Below are 25,004 nucleotides of genomic sequence, written 5' to 3'. Positions count from 1 at the left end.
CGCGTGGGGCGCCACCACGTGGGACGTCGGCACCGTTGCGCGCCCGCCCGTCCGTCCGTCGGCATCCACGCCCAAGGCATCCAACGCCAGATCCATGGCCAGATCCTTTCACATGTCGGCCGTCTGGCCAGTCGTGGTGTCCGCGTCGTCCGCGCAGGCTCGTGGGCATGGAGATCGTCAGCGTCAAGAGCCGGGCCTGGGCCGTCGCCTCCGGAGCCGCCCTCGCCATCGTCGTCGCCGGGGCGTTCAGCACGCTCGCCGGGCTGCTCATCGGGCCGTTGCACGACGATCTGGGCTGGTCACGGTCGTCCGTCGGGCTCGGGTCGCTCGTCAACATGGTCGTGTACGGGGCGACCGCGCCGTTCGCCGCGGCGCTGATGGACCGGCTCGGGATGCGGCGCGTGGCGACGGGGGCGCTGCTGCTCGTGGGGGTGGGGGCCCTGCTCACCACGACCATGACCTCGCCCTGGCAGTTCGTGCTCTATTGGGGCGTGCTCGTCGGGCTCGGGACCGGAGCCACCGCCGCCACCTTCGCCGCCACCGTCAGCGAACGCTGGTTCACCGCGCGGCGCGGCCTCGTGACCGGGCTGCTCACGGCGGCGAGTGTGGTCGGACAGTTCGCCTTCCTGCCCTTGCTGTCGTGGATCGTCGAGTCGTACGAGTGGCGCGTCGCCGCCTACGTGCTCGCCGGCGCCGCCACGCTGTCCCTCCCGGCGGTCTGGGCCTCCGTACGCGACCCCGAAGCCATGGCCGCCCCCGGGGCCGCGCGGCCGCGGGCCCTCGCCGTCCTCGCCCGCGCCGCCCGCACCGGCCCCTTCTGGCTGCTCGCCGGGACCTTCGCGGTGTGCGGGGCCTCCACCAACGGTGTGATGTGGACGCACTTCGCGCCCGCCGCGCACGACCACGGGATGCCGGTGACCGTCGCCGCCTCGCTGCTCTCGGTCATCGGGTTCTGCAACGTCGCGGGGACCGTGGGGTCCGGGTGGGCCACCGACCGGTTCGATCCCCGGCGGCTGCTCACCGCGTACTACGCCCTGCGCGGGCTCTCGCTCTTCGCGCTGCCGCTGCTCCTGACGGCCACGGTCGATGTGCCGATCGTCGCGTTCGCCGTGCTGTTCGGGCTGCTCGATGTGGCGACCGTGCCGCCGACCGTCGCTCTGTGCCGGGCGCACTTCGGCGCCGATACCCCCGTGGTCTTCGGGTGGATCAGCGCCGCGCACCAGGTGGGGGCCGGGGCGGTGGCGTTCGCCGGGGGGCTCGCGCGGGACGCGTTCGGTTCGTACGACGTGATGTGGGTGGGGGTGGGCGTGCTGTGCGCCGTCGCCTCGCTCGTCGTCCTGACGGTGCGGGGGACCGGGCGGGCGTGTGAGTTGGTCGGCGCGTGAGCGTCGGCTACGGCTCCACCGAGGACAGCGGCTTCGCGATGTCCTCCAGTGAGCGGCGTTCCGCGTTGACCGCCAGTGCCGCGGCCACCAGGCCCGCCGCGCACATCAGGCCCGCGCCGATCTGGAAGGCCAGGACCGTGTCGCCGACGACGCCCGACTCGGTCAGCTTGGCGAAGATCAGCGGGCCGCTGATGCCGCCGGCGGCGGTGCCGATCGCGTAGAAGAAGGCGATGGCCATGGCGCGGGTCTCCATCGGGAAGATCTCCGAGACCGTCAGATAGGCGCTGCTGGCGCCCGCCGACGCGAAGAACAGGACCACGCACCAGCAGGCCGTCAGCGTCGTCGCGCTCAGCGAACCCCGGTCGAAGAGCCAGGCCGTGGCGAAGAGCAGGACGCCGGAGATCAGGTACGTGGAAGAAATCATGATGCGGCGGCCCACCGTGTCGAAGAGCTTGCCGAGGAGGAGCGGGCCCAGGAAGTTGCCCGCCGCGATGACGGCGAAGTAGTAGCCCGTGCTGCCCGAGGCGATGTCGAAGAACTGGGTGAGGATCGCGCCGAAGCCGAAGGTGATCGCGTTGTAGAGGAACGCCTGGCCGACGAAGAGGGACAGGCCGAGCACCGCGCGCCTGGGGTAGTCGCGGAAGACCGTTCTGGCGATGAGGCCGAAGCCGATGCTCTTGCGCTGGTGGATGGTGATCTCTTGTCCCGGGGGCGGCAGGCGCTCGCCCTTCTCCTCCTCGATCTCCCGTTCCACCGCCGTGACCAGGGCGTCCGCCTCCTCGCCGCGGCCGTGGATGAACTGCCAGCGCGGGCTCTCCGGCACATGGCGGCGCACCAGGAGGATGGCCAGGCCGAGGACGACGCCGAGGGCGAAGGTGAGCCGCCAGCCGAGGTCCTTGGGGAAGATGCTGGTGTTGAGCATGACGACGGAGAGCAGTGAGCCGCCGATCGCGCCAAGCCAGTAGCTGCCGTTGATGATCAGGTCGACGCGGCCGCGGTACTTGGACGGGATGAGTTCGTCGATGGCGGAGTTGATGGCCGCGTACTCGCCGCCGATGCCGAAGCCGGTGAGGAACCGGAAGGTGAAGAACCACCAGGCGTCGTACGAGAGTGCGGTGAGCGCGGTGGCGGCGAGGTACACCGCGAGGGTGACCATGAAGAGCTTTTTTCGGCCGAACTTGTCCGTGAGGTGACCGAAGAAGAGGGCGCCCGCGCAGGCGCCCGCCACATACAGGGCCGCCGCGATGCCGGTGACCTGGGCGGAGCTGATGGCGAGGCCGCTGCCCTCCTCGGAGAGGCGGCTCGCGATGTTGCCGACGGTGGTGACCTCAAGGCCGTCCAGGATCCAGACCGTGCCGAGGCCGATGACGATCATCCAGTGCCAGCGGGACCAGGGCAGCCGGTCGAGACGGGCGGGGACGGCCGTGGTGACGGTGCCGGTCCCGTACTCCGGTCGGTCCCGGTCCCGGTCCCGGTCCCGGTCCGGCGGCGGTGCGGGCGTGGACGACGCGGTCATGGCGGGCGGCTCCTTCCGCTGCTCCCACGTCACCCGGCCCGCGGCTTCACGAGGCCGGCCGCGCGCAGTTGCCCGCGTGACGCCGGCTGCGTGACGTCGGCCTCGCGAGGCCCTGGCGACGGTCCTCCCCGCTTCGGGAGAACGTCTCCAGAGTGCCCGGCAAACGCCTCCTCACGCGCGCCGGAGCCCGCCGGGCGCCCCCGCCCGCCCGCGCCGCCCGCCTACGCCCCCGCCAGCCGCGACACCGCGTAGATCACGAGCCCCGCCAGGGAGCCGACCACCGTGCCGTTGATCCGGATGAACTGGAGGTCACGGCCGATGTGCGCCTCGATCTTCTTCGAGGTGTGCTCCGCGTCCCAGCCCGCCACTGTGTCGGTGATGAGCGAGGTGATCTCGTCGCGGTACGTCGTCACCACGTACACCGCGGCGCCCTCCACCCAGCCGTCGACCTTCTGCTGGAGCCGCCCGTCCTCGGCCATCCGCGCGCCGAGCGAGAGCAGCGAGGCCCGCACCCTCAGCCGCAGTTCGCTGCGCTCGTCCTCGGCGGCGGCCACGATCATCGCGCGTACGGACGACCAGGCCGAGGCGATCAGGTCCTGCACCTCGCCGCGCGCCAGGATCTCCCGCTTGAGGCGCTCCACGCGCGCGCGGGTGTCGGAGTCCGACTGGAGGTCGGCGGCGAAGTCCGCGAGGAAGCGGTCGACGGCGCCGCGCGCGGGGTGCTCGGGCATGTCGCGCATCTCGGTGACGAAGCGCAGCAGTTCCTTGTAGACCCGCTCGCCGACCCTCTTGTCGACGAACCGCGGGGTCCAGCCGGGGGCGCCGCCCTGAACGGCGTCCATCACCGAGTCGCCGTGCTCGACCAGCCAGTCGTGGGCCCGTACGCAGACGAGGTCCACGACCCGCTTGTGGCCGCCGTCGGCGACGACCTTCTCCAGCGTCTTGCCGATGCCGGGCGCGATCTCCCGCGCGTCGGCGCGGCGCGTGATGGCCTCGCCGACGACCGCCTGCACATCGGAGTCGCGCAGGACGGTGAGGGCGCCGCGCAGCGCCGTCGCGAGCTCGGCGGTGACGCGGTCGGCGTGCGCGGGCTCGGCGAGCCAGGTGCCGAGGCGGCTGCCGATGCCGACCGAGTGCAGACGGGCGCGCACGACGTCGCCGGAGAGGAAGTTCTCCCCCACGAAGTCACCCAGGGACGCTCCCAGTTGGTCCTTCTTGTTCGGGATGATCGCGGTGTGCGGGATGGGTACGCCGAGCGGGTGCCTGAAGAGCGCGGTCACCGCGAACCAGTCGGCGAGCGCGCCGACCATGCCCGCCTCGGCCGCCGCCGCGACATAACCCGCCCAGGTGCCCGCGCCGGAGTGCTGCGCCCACTTGGCCAGCACATAGACGACCGCCACGAAGACGAGCAGCCCCGTGGCCATCGTCTTCATGCGGCGCACCCCGCGCCGCTTCTCCTCCTCGGCGGCGCTGTAGGAGAAGCCGCCGGGGGTCACCGGAGCGCCCGGTCCTGTTACGCCATCGGGGCGAGAGGGAGGCCCGTCGTCACTCTTGTCCGGTTCCGTCGCTTCCTCCGTGTTTGCGCGGTTCACTCACACCACCCGACCCGTCCGCCTCGTCCTCATCCGCATTGTCTCCGCGCCATGTGTTCTCCGTCCCTTCCTGACCTACTCCTGGAACGAACGACAAGTTCCCGGCGTCTGATATTGCGGAGGGGGGCACTGTCGGCCCGCTCACGGCCCATGCCGCATCATGGGGTGATCACATCGGAGCCTCGGGGCTCCCCCTGCCCGAGGAGAAAGATCCCGCATGACCAAGCGACACGGTTATGCCCTTCTCGCCGCGGTCCTCGCGGTCATAGTGGTGGTCTCCGCCGCCATATACATCGGTGTCGCGGGCACCGACGACGACTCACGGGACACCATCAACGCCGGTGGACGCACCCCGCGCAACTCCGCCGCACCCGCCTCTTCGGGCACCTGGGTCGGCTCCTGGTCCGCCTCCCCCGCCGGCGCCGAACCGGGCACCGAGCAGAAGGGGTTCGCGGGCCGCTCCATCCGTAACGTCGTGCACACCAGCGTCGGCGGAGCCAGCGCCCGCATCACCCTCTCGAACCTGTACGGGGCCACGCCGCTCAGCATCACGCACGCCTCCATCGCGGTGGCCTCCGCGACGAACGACCCGGCGGCCGCGGCGGGCACGCTGCGCCGCCTGACCTTCAACGGCAACACCTCGGTGGTCATCCCGCCGGGCGCCGAGGTGATGAGCGACGCGGCCAGGCTCCGCGTCCCGCACGACGCCGACCTGCTCGTCACCACGTACTCCCCCACCCCCTCGGGCCCGGTCACCTACCACCCCCACGCACGCCAGATCAGCTACGTGGCGGCGGGCGACCGCACCGAGGACCCGAACGCCGACGCGTACACCGAGCAGAGCCCGTACTGGCGCTACCTCACCGCGGTGGACGTGCTGAGCAACGAGACCGACGGCACCGTCGTCGTCCTCGGCGACTCCATCACCGACGGCATCTCCTCCACGATGGGCGCCAACCGCCGCTGGACCGACGTCCTCTCCGACCGCATGCGCGACGAGACGGGCGCGCCCCGCTACGGCGTCGTCAACCAGGGCATCAGCGGCAACCGCGTCCTGTCCGACGGCAACGGCCGGCCCGCGGTGAACCCGAGCGGCCTCTCCCGCTTCGACCGCGACGTCCTGGACCGCACGGGCGTCAAGGCCGTCGTCATAGCCCTCGGCGTCAACGACATCCTGCGCAACCCGCACGAGACCGACCCGGACCGCATCGTCGACGGCCTGCGCGAGCTGACCCGCCAGGCGCACACCCGCGGCCTGCGCGTCGTCGGCGCGACACTGATGCCCTTCGGCGGCCACCGCGGGTACGAACCGGGCCTCGAAGCGGTGCGCCAGGCGGTGAACGAACAGATCCGCTCCGGCGAGGTCTTCGACGACGTCGTCGACTTCGACCGCGCCCTGCGCGACCCGTACGACCCGCGCAGCCTGCGCGCCCAGTACGACTCGGGCGACCACCTGCACCCGTCCGACGCGGGCTACCGCAAGATGGCGCAGACGTTCAACCTCTCGCACCTGAAGGGCTCGGCCGCGGCGGAGCTGTAGCCCGCACCGCCGTCGGCACCTCCGGCGGCAGCGACCCCGGCGGCGGCCTCAGTCGCGCTCCCCGCGCTCCTCGCGGCGCTGCCGGTGCTCGTCCAGGATGTCCTCGTGCCGGCGTATCTGGAGCTCATGGCGCTTCTCGTGCTTGAGCCGGTGCTGCTCGGAGCGCTCCCAGTGCGCCGCGCGGCGCTCCTCACGGCGTTCGAGACGCTCCAGGCGGCGCTCCTCCTTCATGCGCAGCTTCTCGGCCCTGCGCAGCTTCCGCTCGACGCCGACGCCGCCCATCAGCGCGTAGCCCTTGACGACGACGCGCGGCGACCCCGGGGTGCCGAGGCCGGTCGCCTGGTCGTCGACGCCGCCCATGATGCCGAAGCCCTTGACGGTGACGTTCAGTTCGGGCGGCACGGTGACCTGGAGGCCGCCCATGATCGTGAAGCAGCGGATCTCCACGTCACGGTCGGTGAAGTAGGCGTCCCGCAGGTCGATCTCACCGCCGCCCCACATCGCGAACGCCGTGAACTGCCGCCCGATCGTCCAGCCGCCCTTGCGGCTGAACCCGCTCCAGAACGCGAAGCCGCCCGCCGACGTGGGAGCGCCGTCCACCATCCGCAGCGACCAGTCGACCGCGGCCGGGTCGTCGTCGCTCACCTGCCGCTTCACCATGGACACCTTGGCCACGTGCGAGGGCAGGTCGCTCGTGATCGGCTCCAGCTCGCGGTACGTACGGGCCTTGTACGCGGCGTCGAGCCGCTCCTCGAACTCCGTCATGTCCAGACGGCCCTCGGCCATCGCGTCCCGGAGTTGCTCGGCGACCCGCTCGCGGTCGGCGTCGGAGGCCCGCAGATCGGGCAGTTGGGGCCCTGAGGGCTCGCGGGGCGTGCCCCCGGAGGATGCAGCGTCACTCATGATGCGCAGCCTACGAGGTCGCCTTCTCCGCGTACATCTTGGCGATGACCGCTTCGATGTCCGGCTCCCTGACCGAGAGGTCGGCCAGCGGGTACTCCGCCGCGATCCGCGCCACGAGCGGAGCCGCCGACTCCGCGGCGGGGAACGCCAGCCACTGCCGCGGGCCCTCCACCTTCACCACCCGCGCCGAACCGACGTCGATGGGCGGAAGTTCACGCTCCAGATCCACCACGAGGGTGCGCTCGCTCTCGCCCACCTCGTGCAGCCCCGCGAGCGCCCCGTCGTACATCAAGCGCCCGTGGTCGATGACCATCACCCGCCGGCAGAGCTGCTCGATGTCGGTGAGGTCGTGCGTGGTGAGCAGCACCGTCGTGCCCGCCTCGGCGTTCAGGTCCCGCAGGAACCCCCGCACCTTGGCCTTGCTGACGACGTCGAGGCCGATCGTCGGCTCGTCCAGATAGAGCACCTCGGGGTCGTGCAGGAGCGCCGCCGCGATGTCGCCGCGCATCCGCTGCCCGAGCGAGAGCTGCCGCACGGGGACGTCCAACAGGGCGCCCAGTTCGAGCAGTTCCACGCACCGGTCGAGGTTCTCGCGGAAGCGGGCGTCGGGGATGCGGTACATGCGGTGCATCAGGCGGTAGGAGTCGATCAGCGGCAGGTCCCACCAGAGCGTGGTGCGCTGGCCGAACACCACGCCGATCCGCCGGGCGAGGCGGGTCCGCTCCCGCGAGGGGTCGATGCCCGCGACCCGCAGCCGGCCGCCGCTGGGCGTGAGGATGCCGGTCAGCATCTTGATCGTCGTCGACTTCCCTGCGCCGTTCGGCCCGATGTAGCCGACCATCTCCCCGCGCGGCACGGTGAAGGAGATCCCGTCGACGGCCCGCACCTGGTGCCGCTCGCGCCGCAGGAAGCCGGTCTTCCTGCGTACGTCGAAGACCTTCTCGACGCCGTCCAGCTCGATCAGGTTCTCTTCCATCGCGGTTCAGCTCCCTGTGCTGCGGTACGAACGAAGGCCCGTGCGCCAGGCGAGTCCCGCGAGCGCCAGACAGCCCACGGCCACCGGCGGCGGCATGAACGCCACCCACTCCGGCAGGTCAAGCGGATACGGCCGCCCAAGGACGTACAGCGCGGGCAGCCAGTTCACGAAGGCCAGCGGCAGGACGAAGGTGACGCCGCGCACCAGGTCCTTGGCGAAGACGGTCGGCGGGTACTGGAGCAGCGTGGTGCCCCCGTAGGTGAAGGCGTTCTGCACCTCGGCCGCGTCCTGCGCGAGGAACTGGAAGGCCCCGCCCGCCACGAACACGGACGCGAAGATCCCGGCGCCGCAGAGCAGCATCAGCGGGACCATCACCACCTTCAGCGGCGTCCAGTCGACGTCCACGACCACGAGGGCGTACGCGAGGACGAGCGCGCCCTGCGTCAGCCGCCCGACCCTGTGCAGCCCGAAGCGGTCCGCGGCGACCTGGGCGAGCACCGGGGCGGGCCGCACGAGCAGCGTGTCGAGCGTGCCGTCGCGCACCCGCCTGCCGAGCCGGTCCATGGACCCGATGAGGAGGTCCGCGAAGCCGAACGCGGTGCACGAGATCCCGTACAGGAAGGCGATCTCGGACAGTGAGTAGCCGCCGAGCCGGTCCACCTGGGAGAACATCAGCAGGATCGCCGCGAAGTCGAAGGCGGTCACCGCGAAGTTGCCGAACGCGGTCATCGCGAAGGACACGCGGTAGGCCATCAGGGAGCGGATCCACATGGCGGAGATCAGCCGGTAGGCCCGCAGCCCGTCGCGCAGCCGCGACGGTTCGGCCGCCTCGGACGCCCGTGCCGGTTCAGCCACCCTGGACCACCACCCTGCGTGTCGCGACCGCCTGGAGCAGCCGCCCTGCCGTGAGCAGCGCCACCGCCCAGCCGAGCTGGAAGGCGTACGTACCGATGAGGTCCGTGCCGCTGCTCGTGCCGAGGAAGACGTCGGCGGGGAGCTGGAGCAGCGCCGACCAGGGCAGCGCGCGGGCGACCTCGCCGAGCACGCCGGGGAAGACGTTCAGCGGCAGCAGCATCCCGGAGAAGAAGGTGCCCGCCAGCATCGCCACCTGCGTCACACCCGCCCCGTCCATCAGCCAGAACGCGGAGAGCGCCACCAGGAAGCGGATCGCGAAGCTGACCAGCACGCCGAGCACCACCGCCACCGCGAACGCCAGCCAGCGCAGCGGCTCCGTGGGCAGCGCCAGGTCGAAGACCAGCGCCCCGACCGCCATCGGCGCCACACCTCGTCCAAGGAGCTGGAACAGCCCCCGGCCCGCGTCGGTCGCCAGCCACCAGGCCTGGAGGTCGGCGGGGCGGTACAGGTCGACGGCGATGTCCCCGGTGCGGATCCGCTCGATCAGCTCCGCCTCGAAGCCGCCGCCCATCAGCGCCATCACCGTGAGCAGCGCCTGCCCCAGCCAGACGTACGTGACCGCCTGCGCCTGGTCGTACCCGCCGAGCCCCGGCCGCTCGTCCCAGAGCGCGATGTAGGTGTACGCCAGGATCAGCCCGAAGACCGTGTTGGTGAACACCCCCGCGGCGGTCGCGATCCGATACGTGGCGTATCTGCGGAAGGCCGATTGCGCGACAGCCGCGTACAAACGGAACCGTCCTGTACGCACGTGCATCCCTTCCACCGTGAGCCTCGCCCCCGAAATGGGCCAAAGCGCAGGATCGTAGTGTGAGGAGGACCACCCGTGCCAGGCATTTTTCGGCACGGGGGTGCGTGCCTTGGTCATCCGCGGACGCGGCGACAGTGTGCAATGGGTGTACGAGGCGTACTGGACGTACGACGCTAACCGGGAGTTCCGCGAGACATGAGCGACGAGCCGCAGCGGCAGGGCCCTGACGGGCACCAGGGCTGGGCGCCCAGGGAGCCGGAGGACGAGCTGCCGGGCAAGGCCGCGGCCGAACCCGGGACCGGGTCCGAGTCCGAGGCCGAGTCCGTCCCGGCCGAGTCCGCCCAGGCCGAGTCCGCCCAGGCCGACGCAGGTGGCACGGGTGCTGCGGGCGGCGCGGGTGCCGCGGGCGGCGGCGACGGCAAGAAGGGCAAGAAGCCCAAGCGGCCCAAGCGCAAGGGCTGGCGGCGGATCTTCCCCACCTGGCGCATGGTCCTCGGCGGCTTCATCATCGTCGTCCTGCTGCTCGTGGGCGCCTTCATGACCGGCTACTTCCTCGTCGAGATCCCCCCGGCCAACGCCGCCGCCACCAAACAGAGCAACGTCTACCTCTACGCCGACGGCACCGAGATCGCCCGCGACGGCAAGGTCAACCGCGAGAACGTGCGGCTCCAGCAGGTCCCGCTGACCGTCCAGCACGCCGTGCTCGCCGCCGAGGACCGCGACTTCTACAGCGAGTCCGCGGTCGACCCCAAGGCGATGATCCGCGCCGCCTTCAACACCGTCACCGGCAAGGGCAAGCAGTCCGGGTCCACGATCACCCAGCAGTACGTCAAGAACTACTACCTGGGCCAGGAGCAGACGGTCACCCGCAAGGCCAAGGAGTTCTTCATCTCCATCAAGCTGGACCGCGAGGTGAGCAAGGACGACATCCTCTCCGGCTACCTCAACACCAGCTACTTCGGCCGCAACGCCTACGGCATCCAGGCCGCCGCCCAGGCGTACTACGGCAAGGACGTCAGGAAGCTCACCACCGCCCAGGGCGCCTACCTCGCCACGCTCCTCAACTCCCCCAACGCCTACGACGTCGCCACGCACCCCGAGAACAAGCCGCGCGCGGCCGGACGCTGGAACTACGTCCTGGACGGCATGGTCAAGCAGGGCTGGCTGAGCAAGTCCGAGCGGGCGGGCATGAAGTTCCCGGTGCCGGACGAGGCCAAGGGCACTGCGGGCCTCTCCGGGCAGCGCGGCTACGTCGTCAAGGCCGTCGAGGACTACCTCACCAACAACAAGATCATCGACGAGGACCGGCTCGCCAAGGGCGGCTACCGCATCACCACGACCCTCCAGAAGGACCGTCAGGACGCCTTCAAGAAGGCCGTCGACGAGCAGGTGATGTCCAAGGTCGACAAGGACGCCCGCAAGGTCGACCGCAACGTCCGCGCGGGCGGCGCCTCCATCGACCCGGCCACCGGCAAGGTCGTCGCGATGTACGGCGGCATCGACTACACCAAGCAGTACGTCAACAACGCCACGCGCCGCGACTACCAGGTCGGCTCCACCTTCAAGCCGTTCGTCTTCACCTCCGCGGTGGAGAACGGCTCGGTGACCCAGGACGGCCGCCCCATCACGCCCAACACCGTCTACGACGGCACCAACAAGCGCCCGGTGCAGGGCTGGAGCGGTGGCGCCTACGCCCCCGAGAACGAGGACCAGGTCTCCTACGGCGAGACCACCGTCCGCGAGGCCACCGACAAGTCCGTGAACTCGGTGTACGCGCAGATGGCCGTCGACGTCGGCTCCGACAAGGTCAAGAAGACCGCCGTCGCCCTCGGCGTCCCGGAGAACACCCCCGACCTCACCGCGTCCCCGTCCATCGCGCTCGGCCCGTCCACCGCGAGCGTCCTGGACATGACCGAGGCGTACGCGACCCTCGCCAACCACGGCAAGCACGGCACCTACTCGATCGTCGAGGCGATCACCAAGGACGGCCAGAAGATAGAGCTGCCGGACCAGGACGCCACCGAACAGGCCGTGTCCCGCGAAGCCGCCGACACCACCACCTCCATCCTCCAGAGCGTCGTCGAGGGCGGCACCGGCACCGCCGCCCAGGGCGCGGGCCGCCCCGCCGCGGGCAAGACGGGCACCGCCGAGAACGACACCGCGGCCTGGTTCGCCGGCTACACCCCCGACCTCGCCACCGTCGTCGCCGTCATGGGCCAGAACCCCGACACGGGCGCGCACACCCCGCTGTACGGGGCGCTCGGCGAGGCCCGCATCAACGGCGGCGCCTACCCGGCCCGCGTCTGGGCGCAGTTCACCAGGGACGCCCTGGAGGGCGAGCCGGTCAAGGACTTCGACCTGGAGCTGGAGGACGGCGCGGACCTGCCGCTGCCCGACCCGACGGCCACGGGCGCCACCGGCGAACCGGACACCGACGGCGGCGCCACCGACGGGGGCACCACCGACGGCGGCCCCACGGACGGCGGCACGACCGACGGAGGGCCCACGACGGACGGCGGCACCACCGACGGGGGGCCCACGGACGGCGGCCAGACCGACGGCGGCCAGACCGGCGACCCGACGGGCGACCCGACCGACGGCGGCGCCACGGGCCCCGGAGGAACGGCGACCGACGGCGGCACGGTCGACGGAGGCGCCGCACAGGGCGGCCCGGCCAACGGCGGCACCACGGGCCCCGGAGGAACGGCGACCGACGGCGGCGCGGCCGACGGAGGCACCATCGGCGGCATGGACCCATAGCGCCCGGCCGCCCGGACGCCCGGCCGCCGGCGCCTCGGCCCTAGTGCCCCGAGGTGGCCTTCAGGCCGACCACGGCGACGAGCAGCAGACAGACGAAGAAGATCCGGGCGGCGGTGACGGGCTCACCGAGTATCACCATGCCGAGCACCGCCGCACCGGCCGCGCCGATGCCCACCCACACGCCGTACGCGGTACCGATGGGCAGCGTCTTCGCCGCGTACGACAGCAGCAGCATGCTCGCGACGATGCCCGCGCCGGTGCCGAGGCTCGGCCAGAGCCGGGTGAACCCCTCGGTGTACTTCATCCCGATGGACCAGCCCACTTCGAGCAGACCGGCGATGATCAACAGAACCCAGGCCATGACGGCACCTCCGACGAGTACGGACGCCGCTCGGCGTCCACTGATGGGGGTGCGTCGTCTTTGCGTAGCCCGGTACGGCGCGTCTCGTCGGGTGCTTTCCAAGGTAGCAAACCGCACGTGAAAGGGGCCGGTGACGATGGTCACCGGCCCGCTCCGCCGAAGGTACGGATCTACAGGTAGAGGTACGGGTCTACAGGTAGAGGCCCGTCGTGTCCTCGGACCCCTCGAACCGGTCCGCGGCCACCGCGTGCAGGTCGCGCTCGCGCATCAGGACGTACGCGACGCCCCGCACCTCGACCTCGGCGCGGTCCTCCGGGTCGTACAGGACGCGGTCGCCCGGCTCGACCGTGCGTACGTTCTGCCCGACCGCGACCACCTCGGCCCACGCGAGCCGCCGGCCCACGGCCGCCGTCGCGGGAATGAGGATGCCGCCGCCGGAACGGCGCTCGCCCTCGCTGGTGTCCTGCCGCACGAGCACGCGGTCGTGCAGCATACGGATGGGCAGCTTGTCGTCGTGGTGGGTCTTTGCGCTCACGCCCCGAACCTACCTGCCCCCGCGGCCTCCGTGGCCCCCGGGTGGCCGGGACATCAGCGCCCGCGCCGCCGCGATGTCACGACGAGGAGCCCCACCAGGCCCGCGGCCACCAGGGCCACCGGGACGATCCGCTCGATGCGGGGCGAACCGTCCGCCGACACGAGCTGGCCCCGCACGTCGGTGACGAATCGGTTCGCCCCCACGTACGCCCGGCCGAGTGAGTTGTCCACACTCGCCGCGACCTTCGCCTTCGCGTCGCCGACGATCGTCTTCGGGTGGACACGCACCCCGATCTCGTCGAGCGTATCGGCGAGCTGGTCGCGCCGGCGCTTGATGTCCGCCTCGATCTGCGCAGGGGTCCTGGCATCCGACACCGCGCTGCCTCCGTGGGTCGTATCGGTCGTTTCCGTCGTTTCGTCCGCGTTCGCGTCGCGTTCGAGAAACGATGAACGTCTGACCCACAGTCTGTCAGCTCCGGGCCCACCACACCCCACGGCACCCCTATTACGCTCGACTCCGTTCACCCCACCCGTTGCGAAGCACCCCGTTGCGCAGCACCCCCGCGAGGAGACCGAAGATGAGCGAGCGACTCCAGCCCGGCGACACCGCCCCCGCCTTCACCCTGCCCGACGCGGACGGCAAGGACGTCTCCCTGGCCGACCACAAGGGCCGCAAGGTCATCGTCTACTTCTACCCGGCCGCGCTCACCCCCGGCTGCACCAAGCAGGCCTGCGACTTCACCGACAACCTCGACGTGCTGGCCGCCGCCGGGTACGACGTCATCGGCGTGTCGCCGGACAAGCCGGAGAAGCTCGCGAAGTTCCGCGAGCAGGAGAACCTCAAGGTCACGCTGGTCGGCGACCCCTCCAAGGAGACCCTGGAGGCGTACGGCGCCTTCGGCGAGAAGAAGCTGTACGGCAAGACGGTGACCGGCGTCATCCGCTCCACCGTGGTGGTCGACGAGCAGGGCAAGGTCGAGCACGCCTTCTACAACGTGAAGGCGACCGGACACGTGGCGAAGATCATCAAGGACCTCGGCGTCTGAGACGGCTCCGGGCGCGCACGCCCGCCGAACTGTGACAAAGGCCCCCCTCACGGGGGGCTTTCGTTTGCTTCGGCGATGTTCGAGCAAGTGATCCAGGGGGAGCTTGCCCGAAGAACGAAAGGAACCACTCCATGACGGCCCACGAAGCCACAGAGGCCGATCACGAGGCGCTCAGACGCCACCGCACGCTGTTCCGGGCCGTGAAACGCCGCAGGAACCCGCCGCTCCGGCGCACCGACATCACGGTCACGGACGAAGCCGCGGTCAAGCGAGCGGTCAAGGCGGCCTCGCTCGGCAATGCCATGGAGTGGTTCGACTTCGGCATCTACAGCTATCTCGCCGTCACCATCGGCCACGTCTTCTTCCCGTCCGGGAACGACACGGTCCAGCTGATCTCGTCCTTCGCGACCTTCGCGGTGTCCTTCCTCGTCCGCCCCATCGGCGGCATGGTCTTCGGACCGATGGGCGACAAGATCGGCCGCAAGAAGGTCCTCGCCCTGACGATGATCATGATGGCCATCGGCACCCTCGCCATCGGCCTGATCCCGTCCTACGCCACCATCGGCTTCTGGGCCCCGGTCCTGCTGATCTTCTTCCGCCTGGTGCAGGGCTTCTCGACGGGCGGCGAGTACGGCGGCGCCTCCACGTTCATCGCCGAGTACGCCCCCGACAAGCGGCGCGGCTACTTCGGCAGCTTCCTGGAGCTCGGCACGCTCGCGGGCTACACCGGCGCGGCCGGCCTGGTCCTGATCCTCAACTCCGCGCTCGGCTCCGACACCATGGAGTCGTGGGGCTGGCGCATCCCGTTCCTGGTCGCGGGCCCGCTCGGCCTCGTCGGCCTCTACCTGCGGCTGAAGCTCGACGAGACGCCGGCCTTCCAGAAGCTGGAGGACCAGACCTTCCACTCCGCGTCCGAGGGCGCGTCCACCGTGGAGACCACGGCCAAGGGTGACCTCGCGAAGATCTTCACCCAGTACTGGCCGACCCTGATCCTCTGCATCGCGCTGGTCGGCGCGTACAACGTCACGGACTACATGCTCCTGTCGTACATGCCGACGTACCTCTCGGACGAGCTCGGCTACGACGACTCGCACGGGCTGCTGATCCTCATCGGCACGATGATCGTCCTGATGCTGATCATCAGCCGGGTGGGCAAGCTGTCGGACCACTTCGGCCGCAAGCCCCTGCTCATGACGGGCATGGTGAGCTTCCTGGTCCTCTCCATCCCGGCGTTCCTCCTGATCAAGCAGGGCAGCCTGCTCGCGGTCTCCGGGGGCATGCTCCTGCTCGGCCTCTCCCTGGTCTGCCTCCTCGGCACGATGTCGGCGACGCTCCCGGCCCTCTTCCCCACCCCGGTCCGCTACGGCTCCCTCTCCGTCGGCTACAACCTCTCCGCCTCCCTCTTCGGCGGCACGGCCCCCCTGGTGATCACGTCCCTGATCAGCATCACGGGCACGGACATGGTCCCGGCGTACTACTCGATGGCGGCGGCGCTGGTCGGCATCATCGCGGTGGCCTGCATGAAGGAGACGGCCCAGAAGCCACTGTCCGGCTCACCGCCGTCGGTGGAGACGAAGGAGGAGGCGGCAGAAATGGTCGAGGCCCAGTCCCCGGCCCCCAGGTTCTGACCCCACCACCGCTCGCGTCCCGGGGAAACCTGCGATCACCGAGAGCCGACCGCCCGGTACCATGACAGGCGGTCGGCGGCGGTGGCGCAACGGCGACGCAGCAGACTTAGGATCTGTGGCCCTTGATCGGGCTTGAGGGTTCGAATCCCTTCCGCCGCACGGTGAACGGCTGAATGGCCTGCGAAGCAAAGGATTGCTTCGCAGGCCATTCCGTTGCGCGTCTCGCGTCTAGGCCAGCAGCTCCCGCACCACCGGAACCAGCGCCCGGAACGCCTTTCCGCGGTGGCTGATCGCGTTCTTTTCGGCGGCCGAGAGTTCCGCGCATGTGCGGGTCTCGCCGTCCGGCTGGAGGATCGGGTCGTAGCCGAAGCCGCCCGCGCCCGCGGGGGACGTGCGCAGGGTGCCGCGGAGGCGGCCCTCGACCACGCGTTCCGTGCCGTCGGGGAGGGCGAGGGCCGCCGCGCAGGCGAAGTGGGCCGCGCGGTGGGGGGCGGCGATGTCGCCGAGCTGGGCCAGGAGCAGATCCAGGTTGGCCCGGTCGTCGCCGTGGCGGCCGGCCCAGCGGGCGGAGAAGATGCCGGGTGCCCCGCCGAGGACGTCCACGCAGAGCCCGGAGTCGTCGGCGACGGCGGGCAGCCCGGTGGCCTGGGCGAGGGCGTGCGCCTTGAGCAGGGCGTTCTCGGCGAAGGTGACGCCGGTTTCCTTGACGTCGGGGATCTCGGGGTAGGCGTCGGCACCGACGAGCTCGTACGAGAGCCCCGCGTCGGCGAGGATCGCCCGCAGTTCGGTGATCTTGCCGGCGTTACGGGTGGCGAGGATGAGGCGGGTCATGCCGACCAGTATCCCCGTGGGGGTGGACCCGGCTCGGCGCGGGCTCCACCCTCGTACGGCGTCCCGTCGCGGAGGTCTGGGCCGCCGCCGCGCGGTATTCGCGCGGCGGCCGGGGTTCGCTGCGTGGTGGTCCGTCGGCCGTCGTCCCGCCGCGGCGACGGGCCCCGGCGAGTGCGGGGCCCGGCGGTTACGGCGTGCAGACCTTGGTCAGTTCGCCTGCCGCGTCCGTGACGGGGCTGACGTCCGGCGTGGAGTCGCCGTTCTTGATGGCCTCGCGGACGTTGTCGACGGCCTTGTCGAGATCGTCGACCGCCTTGTTGACGTCCGTGTCATCGGTCTTGTCGCCGATCTTGTCGAGGTTCTTGCCGATGTCGTCGAGGGCACGGTCCGCCTCGGCGGGGTTGTCGGCCGCGTTCTCGGCGGCCTGCTGGAGGTCGGTGACGCTGTCGGCGATCACGTCTGCGGTCTTGACGCAGTCCAGGGCCTTCGAGACGGCGTCACAGCCGACGAGGCCGACGCCTGCCGGTACGACGATGAGAGCTGTGGCGACAGCGGTGGCGATACGACGGTGGCGCGCGGCCATGGTTCGGTCCCTCCCCAGGGGTACGGACGGGCGCACGGTTCTGCCCGCGCGCCCGTACTCGTAAGAACGTCTGTCGAGGGGGTGTTGGTTGCCTCGCGTGACCGACGTCGCCCGATGTCCCCCGAAGTCGCCGGACGTCAGAGCTGAAGCGTGGCTTCGAGGGCCGCTCGCTGGTGGGCGGCGAGGTCGTCGCAGCCGGCCACGGCGAGGTCGAGGAGCGCGTTCAGTTCCTTGCGGTCGAAGGGCTCGGCCTCGGCGGTGCCCTGGATCTCGACGAAGCGGCCGTCGCCCGTGCAGACGACGTTCATGTCGGTGTCGGCCTTCACGTCCTCCTCGTAGCAGAGGTCGAGGAGCGGTTCGCCGCCGACGATGCCGACGGAGACGGCGCTGACGGTGCCGGTGAGGGGCTTGCGGCCGTGCTTGATGAGCTTCTTGCCCTGGGCCCAGGTGACGGCGTCGGCGAGGGCCACGTAGGCGCCGGTGATGGCGGCGGTGCGGGTGCCGCCGTCGGCCTGGAGGACGTCGCAGTCGAGGACGATGGTGTTCTCGCCGAGCGCCTTGTAGTCGATGACGGCGCGCAGCGAGCGGCCGATGAGCCGGCTGATCTCGTGGGTGCGGCCGCCGATCTTGCCGCGGACGGCCTCGCGGTCGCCGCGGGTGTTGGTGGAGCGGGGCAGCATCGAGTACTCCGCGGTGACCCAGCCCTCGCCGCTGCCCTTGCGCCAGCGGGGGACGCCTTCGGTGACGGAGGCGGTGCAGAAGACCTTGGTGTCGCCGAAGGAGATGAGGACGGAGCCCTCGGCGTGCTTGCTCCAGCCGCGTTCGATGGTGATCGGGCGGAGTTGTTCGGGGGTGCGGCCGTCAAATCGAGACATGCGGTGAGCCTAGCGTTTCGGTGGTCCACGGGATGCCGGCCGCCGTGGCTTCACCCTGGGCCCCGGGGGCCCGGCTCGATCTGCGCGAGAGGCCCCCGCCGCGGCTAGCGGTGGGGGCCTCTCGGGGGTGTGGGGTGGGGCGGTTACATCATGTCTTCGATGTCCGCGGCGATCGGGTCGGCGTCCGTGCCGATGACGACCTGGATCGCGGTGCCCATCTTGACCACGCCGTGGGCGCCGGCGGCCTTCAGGGCGGCGTCGTCGACCAGGCCCGCGTCCTTGACCTCGGTACGGAGGCGGGTGATGCAGCCCTCGACCTCTTCGATGTTGTCGATGCCGCCGAGCCCGGCAACGATCTTCTCAGCCTTGGTGGCCATGGTGTTTCTCCCTGAGTTGCTTGTGGCTTGGGCCCGGGGTCGCCCCGGGGAGCGCAGCCATAGGACGCGGCCTCGACGCACCGTAGGTCCGCGATGTCACGGTAACGCACGGTTGGACCATCTTCGCGGGCGGTTGCGGCGGTCGTGCCCAATGATGGCGGTCATGGTGTCCGCCTTACGGCACAGCACCAGCCCCCACCGCCCCCAACTGGTCTACACCAGTCTGCCACGACCGCCGACCTGGCCCGTCCGGGAGGACGCCGATGAGTTCCGACGCCGCCGCGCTGCCCGGGAAGAAGTGGTGGAGCGGCTTGTTCCAGGGGCTGCAGAAGATGGGCCGGAGCTTGCAGCTCCCCATCGCGGTGCTGCCGGCCGCCGGCATCCTGAACCGGCTCGGCCAGCCGGACGTCTTCGGCGAGGACGGCCTCGGCTGGACGAACGTCGCCAAGGTCTTCGCCGCCGCGGGCGGCTCACTTCTCGACTCCTCGCTCGGGCTGCCGCTGCTGTTCTGCATCGGCGTCGCGATCGGCATGGCGAAGAAGTCGGACGGTTCGACGGCACTGGCGGCCGTCACCGGGTTCCTCGTGTACTTCGCCGTTCTCCGCGCCTTCCCCGACGACTGCCCCAAGGACACGACGTTCGGCGCCGCCGGGATGTGGGGCGGGGTCTGCATCGCGGAGGACGGCACGGTCGCGCAGGCGGCGTACCAGAATCCGGGGGTGTTCGGCGGCATCGTGATGGGGCTGCTCGCCGCCTGGTTCTGGCAGCGCTTCCACCGGGTGAAGCTGGTGGACTGGCTCGGCTTCTTCAACGGCCGCCGTCTCGTGCCGATCATCATGGCCTTCGTCGGCCTCGTCTTCGCGGGGCTCTGCGTCTGGATCTGGCCGCCGATCGGTGACGCGCTGACCAGCTTCTCGAAGTGGCTGGTGGATCTGGGGTGGCTGGGCTCGGGCATCTTCGGTGTCGCCAACCGCGCGCTGCTGACCGTCGGGCTGCACCAGTTCCTGAATACGTTCGTGTGGTTCCAGTTCGGGGACTACACGAAGCCGGACGGCACCGTCGTGCACGGTGACATCAACCGGTTCCTCGCGGGCGACCCGACCGCGGGGCAGTTCACCTCGGGCTTCTTCCCGATCATGATGTTCGCGCTGCCCGCCGCGGCCCTCGCGATCACGCACTGCGCACGCCCGGAGCGGCGCAAGGTGGTCGGCGGCCTGATGCTCTCGGTCGGCCTGACGTCGTTCGTCACGGGCATCACCGAGCCGATCGAGTACTCGTTCCTCTTCATCGCTCCCCTGCTGTACGCGATCCACGCGGTGCTGACCGGCGTCTCGATGGCGGTGACGTGGGCGCTGGGCGTGAAGGACGGCTTCAGCTTCTCTGCGGGACTGATCGACTACGTCATCAACTGGAGTCTGGCGACCAAGCCCTGGCTGATCATTCCGATCGGGCTCTGTTTCGCGGTCGTCTACTACTTCCTCTTCCGGCTGGTGATCATCAAGTTCGACCTGCACACTCCGGGCCGCGAACCGGAGGAGGAAGCGGAGGCTGAGGACAGGGAGCAGACCAAGGCCTGATCCGGTGCTCCCGAGCCCCTGAGCGGGCGCCTGACATGACGTCCGCATGGCATGACAGCATGGGCGGGAGAGGCTCCCGGCCATAAGCGGAAGGCCCTCGACCCTTGGGTCCGGGGGCCTTTGGTCTGCCATGTCTGCATATGGCCGAGCCCACAGGAATCGCGGGTTCCTTACGTCACCTTCACCGTGCTACAACAGGTCTACACCATTAAGTGGTGTAGACCACCGGGGTGCTGTCCACCCCCAACTGTCCCCGACAGCACCCGCACATGGAGGAAGTCATGAGTACGGCCACCGCCAAGGCGGCGCCCGCGAAGAAGCGGGGCTCCGGCCTGTTCCAGGGCCTGCAGAAGGTGGGCCGCAGCCTGCAGCTGCCCATCGCCGTCCTGCCCGCCGCCGGCATCATGGTCAGGCTCGGGCAGGACGATGTCTTCGGCAAGGACGGCCTCGGCTGGGACAAGGTCGCCGCGGTCTTCAACAACGCCGGCGGCGCGATCACCGGCTCCCTGCCGCTCCTCTTCTGCATCGGCGTGGCCATCGGCTTCGCCAAGAAGTCGGACGGCTCGACCGCGCTCGCCGCCGTCGTCGGCTTCCTCGTCTACAGCAAGGTGCTCGAAGCCTTCCCGGTCACCGAAGCGGTGGTCAAGAAGGGTGCGGACGATCCGGCGGTCTACAACAACCCCGGTGTCCTCGGCGGCATCATCATGGGCCTGCTGGCCGCGGTGCTGTGGCAGAAGTACCACCGCACCAAGCTGGTCGACTGGCTCGGCTTCTTCAACGGCCGCCGTCTCGTGCCGATCATCATGGCCTTCGTCGGCATCCTCGTAGGCGTCTTCTTCGGCGTCGTCTGGGAGCCCATCGGCCACGGCATCGAGAACTTCGCCGAGTGGATGACCGGCCTCGGTGCCGGTGGCTCCGCGCTCTTCGGTGGCATCAACCGCGCGCTGATCCCGATCGGCATGCACCAGTTCGTCAACACCATCGCCTGGTTCCAGCTCGGTTCGTTCAACGACGGCGGCGAGATGGTCCACGGCGACATCGCCCGCTTCCTGGCCGGTGACCCGTCCGCCGGTCTGTACATGTCGGGCTTCTTCCCGATCATGATGTTCGGCCTCCCGGCCGCCGCGATCGCCATCGCGCACTGCGCCCGCCCCGAGCGCCGCAAGGTCGTGATGGGCATGATGGTGTCGCTGGCGCTGACCTCGTTCGTGACCGGTGTGACCGAGCCGATCGAGTTCACCTTCATGTTCATCGCCCCGGTCCTGTACGCGCTGCACATCGTGCTGACGGCCATATCCATGGCGGTGACCTGGGCGCTCGGTGTGCACGCCGGCTTCAACTTCTCGGCCGGCTTCATCGACTACGCGCTCAACTGGAGTCTGGCGACCAAGCCATGGCTGATCATCCCGATCGGTCTCGTCTTCGCGGCGCTGTACTACTTCGTCTTCCGGTTCGCGATCCTCAAGTTCAACCTCATGACCCCGGGCCGCGAGCCCGAGGAGGAGATCGAGGACCTCACGAAGGCGTAGCCCTCACGGCATCGCAGTGCGTCGCATCGCATGGGGAAGGCCCCGGAACCGGCTCGGTTCCGGGGCCTTCCCCATGTCTCAGACCTCGTACGTCGCGCCCGGCGCCGCGAGTGCCACAGGGCCGCCGTAGGCCGCCCGGGCGTCCGCCAGGTTCACCTGGGGGTCCGTCCACGGGGGGATGTGGGTGAGCAGGAGGCGGCCCGCACCGGCGCGCTGGGCGCATTCGCCCGCCTCGCGGCCGTTCAGGTGCAGGTCGGGGATGTTCTCCTTGCCGTCGGTGAACGCCGCCTCGCACAGGAACAGGTCGGTGCCCACCGCCAGTTCGTCCAGGCCTTCGCAGGTGCCGGTGTCCCCGGAGTACGTGAGGGACCTGCCGCCGTGCTCGACGCGGATGGCGTACGCCTCGACGGGGTGGTGCACCCTCTCGGTGCGCACCGAGAACGGGCCGAGCTCGAACGAGGCGGGCTTGACCGTGTGGAAGTCGAAGACCTCGCTCATCGAGGACGCCGAGGGCGTGTCGGCGTACGCCGTGGTGAGCCGCTGCTCGGTGCCTTCGGGGCCGTAGACCGGGATGGGGGCGCAGCGGCCGCCCTCGTGCCGGTAGTAGCGGGCCACGAAGTACGCGCACATGTCGATGCAGTGGTCGGCGTGCAGATGGCTGAGGAAGATCGCGTCGAGGTCGTAGAGACCGATGTGGCGTTGCAGCTCGCCGAGGGCGCCGTTGCCCATGTCGAGCAGCAACCGGAAGCCGTCGGCCTCGACGAGGTAGCTCGAGCAGGCCGAGTCCGCGGACGGAAACGACCCCGAGCAGCCGACGACGGTGAGCTTCATGAAGCTGGAACCTCCGCGCTGGCGTGGACTGACAAGGGGAGCCGGGGGGTGGGCGGTCCGTCGAGCGTAAGGCGCAAAAGGCCTGGTCGCTCCTCCGTCGCGGGCCGTTGTGGGCGAACTCACCTGCGGTGTCACCGGTTCGGCGGGCGTACGGACGCAGTGGGGCGGCGTGAAGCGCCCAGGCCGCTGTGGTGGCGGTCGGGCGGGTGTACGGGCCGGTGGCGGGGGTGGTGGGCGGTGCGTGGAGCGCGCCGGTACCGTCGGTGCCATGGACACGTCTTGGTGGCTCGCGCTGGCGGCGGTGGTGATGCTCGCCGTGGTCGCCACGGTGGTGGACGGCTGGGGGCGCGGGCCGCGGAAGCGGAGCGTCCGGCCGCCGGGGTCGTCGAGGCCGCCGCGTGGGCCCAGGGGGCCGCGTCTGCCGTTGCCCGCGCCGGAGCCGGCGGAGATCTGGTGGGCTCGGGTGCCTTACGAGGACGGGCCGGGCGGGAAGGACCGGCCCTGCCTGGTGCTGTCGGTCCGTGGCCGGCGGGCCCGCGTCGCGAAGATCACCAGCCGGTACCACGAGGAGCGGGCCGGCGTGATCCCGCTGCCGCCGGGCTCGGTGGGCGACGCGCAGGGCCGGCCGAGCTACCTGGAGACCGACGAGCTGAGGGACGTACCGCTCCGGGATTTCCGCCGCAGGGCCGGGACGGTGGATCCGGCGCTCTGGGACCAGGTGAAGTACCTGGTGCGGTGAGCCGGCTGCCGGACGCCGGCACCTGACACCGAACGCCGGGCGCCGGACGGGTGATGGAGATCAGCCCGCCCGGCGCCCGGCGTTCAGCGTTCAGCGTTCAGCGTTCAGCGTTCAGCGTTCGGAGACGCTCCGGCGGAGCCGGCGCCCCGGTGAGGAGCCTGCGGCCCGGCCGGTCCCGCGCCCGGCGGCGAGGTCACGCACCCTCCCCCGGGCGGTCAGGCCCAGAGCTGGCCCTGCAGCGTTTCGATGGCCGCTTCCGTCGTCTCGGCGGTGTAGACGCCCGTCGAGAGGTACTTCCAGCCGCCGTCGGCGACGACGAAGGCGATGTCCGCCGTCTCCCCCGCCTTGACCGCCTTCTGGCCGACGCCGATCGCCGCGTGCAGCGCCGCGCCCGTGGAGACGCCCGCGAAGATGCCCTCCTGCTGGAGGAGTTCGCGGGTGCGGGTGACCGCGTCGGCCGAGCCCACGGAGAAGCGGGTGGTGAGGACCGAGGCGTCGTACAGCTCGGGGACGAAGCCCTCGTCGAGGTTGCGCAGCCCGTAGACGAGATCGTCGTAGCGCGGCTCGGCGGCGACGATCTTGACGTCGGGGTTCTGCTCGCGCAGGTACCTGCCGACGCCCATGAGCGTGCCGGTGGTGCCGAGGCCCGCGACGAAGTGGGTGATGGAGGGGAGGTCCGCGAAGATCTCCGGGCCCGTCGTCGCGTAGTGGGCGCCCGCGTTGTCCGGGTTGCCGTACTGGTAGAGCATCACCCAGTCCGGGTGCTCGGCGGACAGCTCCTTGGCCACGCGGACCGCCGTGTTGGAGCCGCCCGCCGCGGGGGACGAGATGATCTCGGCGCCCCACATGGCGAGCAGGTCACGCCGCTCCTGGGAGGTGTTCTCCGGCATCACGCACACGATGCGGTAGCCCTTGAGCTTGGCCGCCATGGCGAGCGAGATGCCGGTGTTGCCGGAGGTCGGCTCCAGGATCGTGCAGCCGGGCGTCAACCGGCCGTCCTTCTCGGCCTGTTCGACCATGTGCAGGGCCGGCCGGTCCTTGATGGAGCCGGTCGGGTTGCGGTCCTCCAGCTTGGCCCAGATGCGGACGTCGTCCGATGGGGAGAGCCGCGGCAGGCGTACGAGCGGCGTGTTGCCGACCGCGGCGAGCGGGGAGTCGTATCGAGGCATCCGGGATCGGGCCTAGACCATGCCGCCGGCGACGGCCGGCAGGATCGTGACGCTGTCGCCGTCGGACAGCTTCGTGGTGATGCCGTCGAGGAAGCGGACGTCCTCGTCGTTCAGGTACACGTTCACGAAGCGGCGGAGCTTGCCGTCGTCGACGATGCGCGCGGCGATGCCCTCGTGCCGTGAGTCGAGGTCGGTGAGGAGCTCGGCGAGGGTGTCCCCGCTGCCCTGCACGGCCTTCTCGCCGTCGGTGTAGGTGCGGAGGATGGTCGGGATGCGGACCTCGATGGCCATGCTGAGGGCTCCTGTCGGGAGTCGAGAAGTACGGGTGACGGGCGCGCGCGTGCGGCGCTGATCAGTCGGGGTGCACGCGTGGCGCGGCGTGCGGCGGCGCGGCCCGGGGCCGTGCGGCGGAACGGTTCAGCGGGAACAGATCGCGCTGGCGAGGCGGCACAGGTCGACGTGCAGCCGCGCCACGAGCAGCGGTGCGCTCGGCGTCTCTTCGCTCACGTCATGGGGAACCATGCGGTCATCGTATCGATTCCCGGTCCGGGTTCCGGAATGTGATATCGCATGCTGGACGGATTGCGTT

Annotated in this window: 25 protein-coding genes, 1 tRNA gene and 1 riboswitch; of the genes, 9 read left to right on the top strand and 17 right to left on the bottom strand. The window is 70.4% G+C overall.

Annotation, left to right across the window (positions count from 1 at the left end):
• Positions 1 to 167 precede the first annotated feature (167 nt).
• Positions 168 to 1,385, top strand: coding sequence for an MFS transporter (locus tag ACZ6JY_RS00650; protein ID WP_469190804.1), 1,218 nt, complete (start codon positions 168 to 170; stop codon positions 1,383 to 1,385).
• A gap of 7 nt (positions 1,386 to 1,392) precedes the next feature.
• On the opposite strand, the gene ACZ6JY_RS00645 is transcribed toward ACZ6JY_RS00650, so the two are convergent.
• A complete protein-coding gene (locus ACZ6JY_RS00645) occupies positions 1,393 to 2,901 on the bottom strand; it encodes an MFS transporter (protein ID WP_469190802.1) in 1,509 nt (502 codons plus the stop codon).
• A 221-nt stretch (positions 2,902 to 3,122) separates the two neighbouring features.
• Positions 3,123 to 4,397, bottom strand: coding sequence for a DUF445 domain-containing protein (locus ACZ6JY_RS00640; protein ID WP_469190800.1), 1,275 nt, complete (start codon positions 4,395 to 4,397; stop codon positions 3,123 to 3,125).
• A gap of 313 nt (positions 4,398 to 4,710) precedes the next feature.
• Here ACZ6JY_RS00640 and ACZ6JY_RS00635 point away from each other — a divergent pair, with 313 nt between their 5' ends.
• On the top strand, positions 4,711 to 6,033 hold the full coding sequence (locus tag ACZ6JY_RS00635; RefSeq protein ID WP_469190798.1) for an SGNH/GDSL hydrolase family protein: 1,323 nt from the start codon (positions 4,711 to 4,713) through the stop codon (positions 6,031 to 6,033).
• 48 nt (positions 6,034 to 6,081) lie between these two features.
• On the opposite strand, the gene ACZ6JY_RS00630 is transcribed toward ACZ6JY_RS00635, so the two are convergent.
• The 4 genes from ACZ6JY_RS00630 to ACZ6JY_RS00615 are packed head-to-tail and all read right to left on the bottom strand — an operon-like array spanning position 6,082 to position 9,581.
• Positions 6,082 to 6,936 carry a DUF1707 SHOCT-like domain-containing protein gene (locus ACZ6JY_RS00630; protein WP_469190796.1) on the bottom strand — a complete coding sequence of 285 codons (855 nt, stop codon included), beginning with the start codon at positions 6,934 to 6,936 and terminating at the stop codon, positions 6,082 to 6,084.
• A 10-nt stretch (positions 6,937 to 6,946) separates the two neighbouring features.
• Positions 6,947 to 7,912 carry an ABC transporter ATP-binding protein gene (locus tag ACZ6JY_RS00625; protein ID WP_469190794.1) on the bottom strand — a complete coding sequence of 322 codons (966 nt, stop codon included), beginning with the start codon at positions 7,910 to 7,912 and terminating at the stop codon, positions 6,947 to 6,949.
• Between the two features lie 6 nt (positions 7,913 to 7,918).
• Entirely contained in the window at positions 7,919 to 8,767 is an 849-nt protein-coding gene (locus ACZ6JY_RS00620; RefSeq protein WP_469190793.1) for an ABC transporter permease, read from the bottom strand.
• Positions 8,760 to 9,581, bottom strand: coding sequence for an ABC transporter permease (locus tag ACZ6JY_RS00615; RefSeq protein ID WP_469190791.1), 822 nt, complete (start codon positions 9,579 to 9,581; stop codon positions 8,760 to 8,762). Before ACZ6JY_RS00615 ends, ACZ6JY_RS00620 begins: the two co-directional genes overlap by 8 nt.
• A 189-nt stretch (positions 9,582 to 9,770) precedes the next feature.
• Between ACZ6JY_RS00615 and ACZ6JY_RS00610 the strand changes: the two genes are divergently transcribed.
• Complete coding sequence (locus tag ACZ6JY_RS00610) at positions 9,771 to 12,335, top strand: transglycosylase domain-containing protein (protein WP_469190789.1); 2,565 nt, start codon at positions 9,771 to 9,773, stop codon at positions 12,333 to 12,335.
• 40 nt (positions 12,336 to 12,375) lie between these two features.
• Here ACZ6JY_RS00610 and ACZ6JY_RS00605 read toward each other — a convergent pair whose 3' ends face one another.
• The 3 genes from ACZ6JY_RS00605 to ACZ6JY_RS00595 form a co-directional block, all read right to left on the bottom strand.
• A complete protein-coding gene (locus tag ACZ6JY_RS00605) occupies positions 12,376 to 12,696 on the bottom strand; it encodes a DMT family transporter (protein WP_469190787.1) in 321 nt (106 codons plus the stop codon).
• A gap of 48 nt (positions 12,697 to 12,744) precedes the next feature.
• Positions 12,745 to 12,809: riboswitch (guanidine-III (ykkC-III) riboswitch) on the bottom strand.
• Positions 12,810 to 12,886: 77 nt separating this feature from the next.
• Positions 12,887 to 13,231: a GroES family chaperonin gene (locus ACZ6JY_RS00600; RefSeq protein ID WP_062776278.1), complete on the bottom strand. Its 345-nt coding sequence runs from the start codon at positions 13,229 to 13,231 to the stop codon at positions 12,887 to 12,889.
• A 53-nt stretch (positions 13,232 to 13,284) separates the two neighbouring features.
• Positions 13,285 to 13,605 carry a DUF3618 domain-containing protein gene (locus tag ACZ6JY_RS00595; RefSeq protein ID WP_469190785.1) on the bottom strand — a complete coding sequence of 107 codons (321 nt, stop codon included), beginning with the start codon at positions 13,603 to 13,605 and terminating at the stop codon, positions 13,285 to 13,287.
• 203 nt (positions 13,606 to 13,808) lie between these two features.
• Between ACZ6JY_RS00595 and bcp the strand changes: the two genes are divergently transcribed.
• The 3 genes from bcp (at position 13,809) to ACZ6JY_RS00580 (ending at position 16,063) form a co-directional block, all read left to right on the top strand.
• Complete coding sequence (gene bcp, locus ACZ6JY_RS00590) at positions 13,809 to 14,276, top strand: thioredoxin-dependent thiol peroxidase (RefSeq protein ID WP_362987235.1); 468 nt, start codon at positions 13,809 to 13,811, stop codon at positions 14,274 to 14,276.
• 131 nt (positions 14,277 to 14,407) lie between these two features.
• Positions 14,408 to 15,904 carry a glycine betaine/L-proline transporter ProP gene (proP, locus tag ACZ6JY_RS00585; protein WP_469190783.1) on the top strand — a complete coding sequence of 499 codons (1,497 nt, stop codon included), beginning with the start codon at positions 14,408 to 14,410 and terminating at the stop codon, positions 15,902 to 15,904.
• A 75-nt stretch (positions 15,905 to 15,979) separates the two neighbouring features.
• A tRNA-Leu gene (locus ACZ6JY_RS00580) sits at positions 15,980 to 16,063 on the top strand.
• 69 nt (positions 16,064 to 16,132) lie between these two features.
• Here ACZ6JY_RS00580 and rdgB read toward each other — a convergent pair.
• From rdgB to ACZ6JY_RS00560, 4 genes are all read right to left on the bottom strand, one after another.
• Positions 16,133 to 16,735, bottom strand: a complete 603-nt coding sequence (gene rdgB / locus ACZ6JY_RS00575; RefSeq protein WP_469190781.1) for an RdgB/HAM1 family non-canonical purine NTP pyrophosphatase — start codon at positions 16,733 to 16,735, stop codon at positions 16,133 to 16,135.
• A gap of 187 nt (positions 16,736 to 16,922) precedes the next feature.
• Complete coding sequence (locus ACZ6JY_RS00570; RefSeq protein WP_469190779.1) at positions 16,923 to 17,318, bottom strand: hypothetical protein; 396 nt, start codon at positions 17,316 to 17,318, stop codon at positions 16,923 to 16,925.
• Positions 17,319 to 17,455: 137 nt separating this feature from the next.
• On the bottom strand, positions 17,456 to 18,193 hold the full coding sequence (rph, locus tag ACZ6JY_RS00565) for a ribonuclease PH (protein WP_469190777.1): 738 nt from the start codon (positions 18,191 to 18,193) through the stop codon (positions 17,456 to 17,458).
• A gap of 143 nt (positions 18,194 to 18,336) precedes the next feature.
• A complete protein-coding gene (locus tag ACZ6JY_RS00560) occupies positions 18,337 to 18,627 on the bottom strand; it encodes a PTS sugar transporter subunit IIB (protein ID WP_447041991.1) in 291 nt (96 codons plus the stop codon).
• Between the two features lie 206 nt (positions 18,628 to 18,833).
• Between ACZ6JY_RS00560 and ACZ6JY_RS00555 the strand changes: the two genes are divergently transcribed.
• Together ACZ6JY_RS00555 and ACZ6JY_RS00550 are read left to right on the top strand one after the other, a co-directional pair.
• On the top strand, positions 18,834 to 20,147 hold the full coding sequence (locus ACZ6JY_RS00555) for a PTS transporter subunit EIIC (protein WP_469190775.1): 1,314 nt from the start codon (positions 18,834 to 18,836) through the stop codon (positions 20,145 to 20,147).
• A gap of 281 nt (positions 20,148 to 20,428) precedes the next feature.
• Positions 20,429 to 21,676 carry a PTS transporter subunit EIIC gene (locus ACZ6JY_RS00550; protein ID WP_469190773.1) on the top strand — a complete coding sequence of 416 codons (1,248 nt, stop codon included), beginning with the start codon at positions 20,429 to 20,431 and terminating at the stop codon, positions 21,674 to 21,676.
• Positions 21,677 to 21,754: 78 nt separating this feature from the next.
• Here ACZ6JY_RS00550 and ACZ6JY_RS00545 read toward each other — a convergent pair whose 3' ends face one another.
• Positions 21,755 to 22,507 carry an MBL fold metallo-hydrolase gene (locus ACZ6JY_RS00545; RefSeq protein ID WP_469190771.1) on the bottom strand — a complete coding sequence of 251 codons (753 nt, stop codon included), beginning with the start codon at positions 22,505 to 22,507 and terminating at the stop codon, positions 21,755 to 21,757.
• A 268-nt stretch (positions 22,508 to 22,775) separates the two neighbouring features.
• On the opposite strand from ACZ6JY_RS00545, the gene ACZ6JY_RS00540 reads away from it, so the two are divergent.
• Positions 22,776 to 23,246 (top strand): type II toxin-antitoxin system PemK/MazF family toxin, encoded by a 471-nt coding sequence (locus ACZ6JY_RS00540; RefSeq protein WP_469190769.1) that lies wholly within the window; start codon positions 22,776 to 22,778, stop codon positions 23,244 to 23,246.
• A gap of 215 nt (positions 23,247 to 23,461) precedes the next feature.
• Here the strand turns inward: ACZ6JY_RS00540 and ACZ6JY_RS00535 are convergent, their stop codons facing one another.
• The 3 genes from ACZ6JY_RS00535 to ACZ6JY_RS00525 form a co-directional block, all read right to left on the bottom strand.
• A complete protein-coding gene (locus ACZ6JY_RS00535; RefSeq protein ID WP_469190767.1) occupies positions 23,462 to 24,415 on the bottom strand; it encodes a PLP-dependent cysteine synthase family protein in 954 nt (317 codons plus the stop codon).
• 12 nt (positions 24,416 to 24,427) lie between these two features.
• On the bottom strand, positions 24,428 to 24,706 hold the full coding sequence (locus tag ACZ6JY_RS00530; protein WP_469190765.1) for a MoaD/ThiS family protein: 279 nt from the start codon (positions 24,704 to 24,706) through the stop codon (positions 24,428 to 24,430).
• Between the two features lie 126 nt (positions 24,707 to 24,832).
• Positions 24,833 to 24,937, bottom strand: coding sequence for a putative leader peptide (locus ACZ6JY_RS00525; RefSeq protein ID WP_469190763.1), 105 nt, complete (start codon positions 24,935 to 24,937; stop codon positions 24,833 to 24,835).
• Positions 24,938 to 25,004 lie beyond the last annotated feature (67 nt).

Source organism: Streptomyces sp. NPDC046335 (genome assembly GCF_055587985.1).
This window is presented reverse-complemented; position numbering and strand designations above follow the sequence as displayed.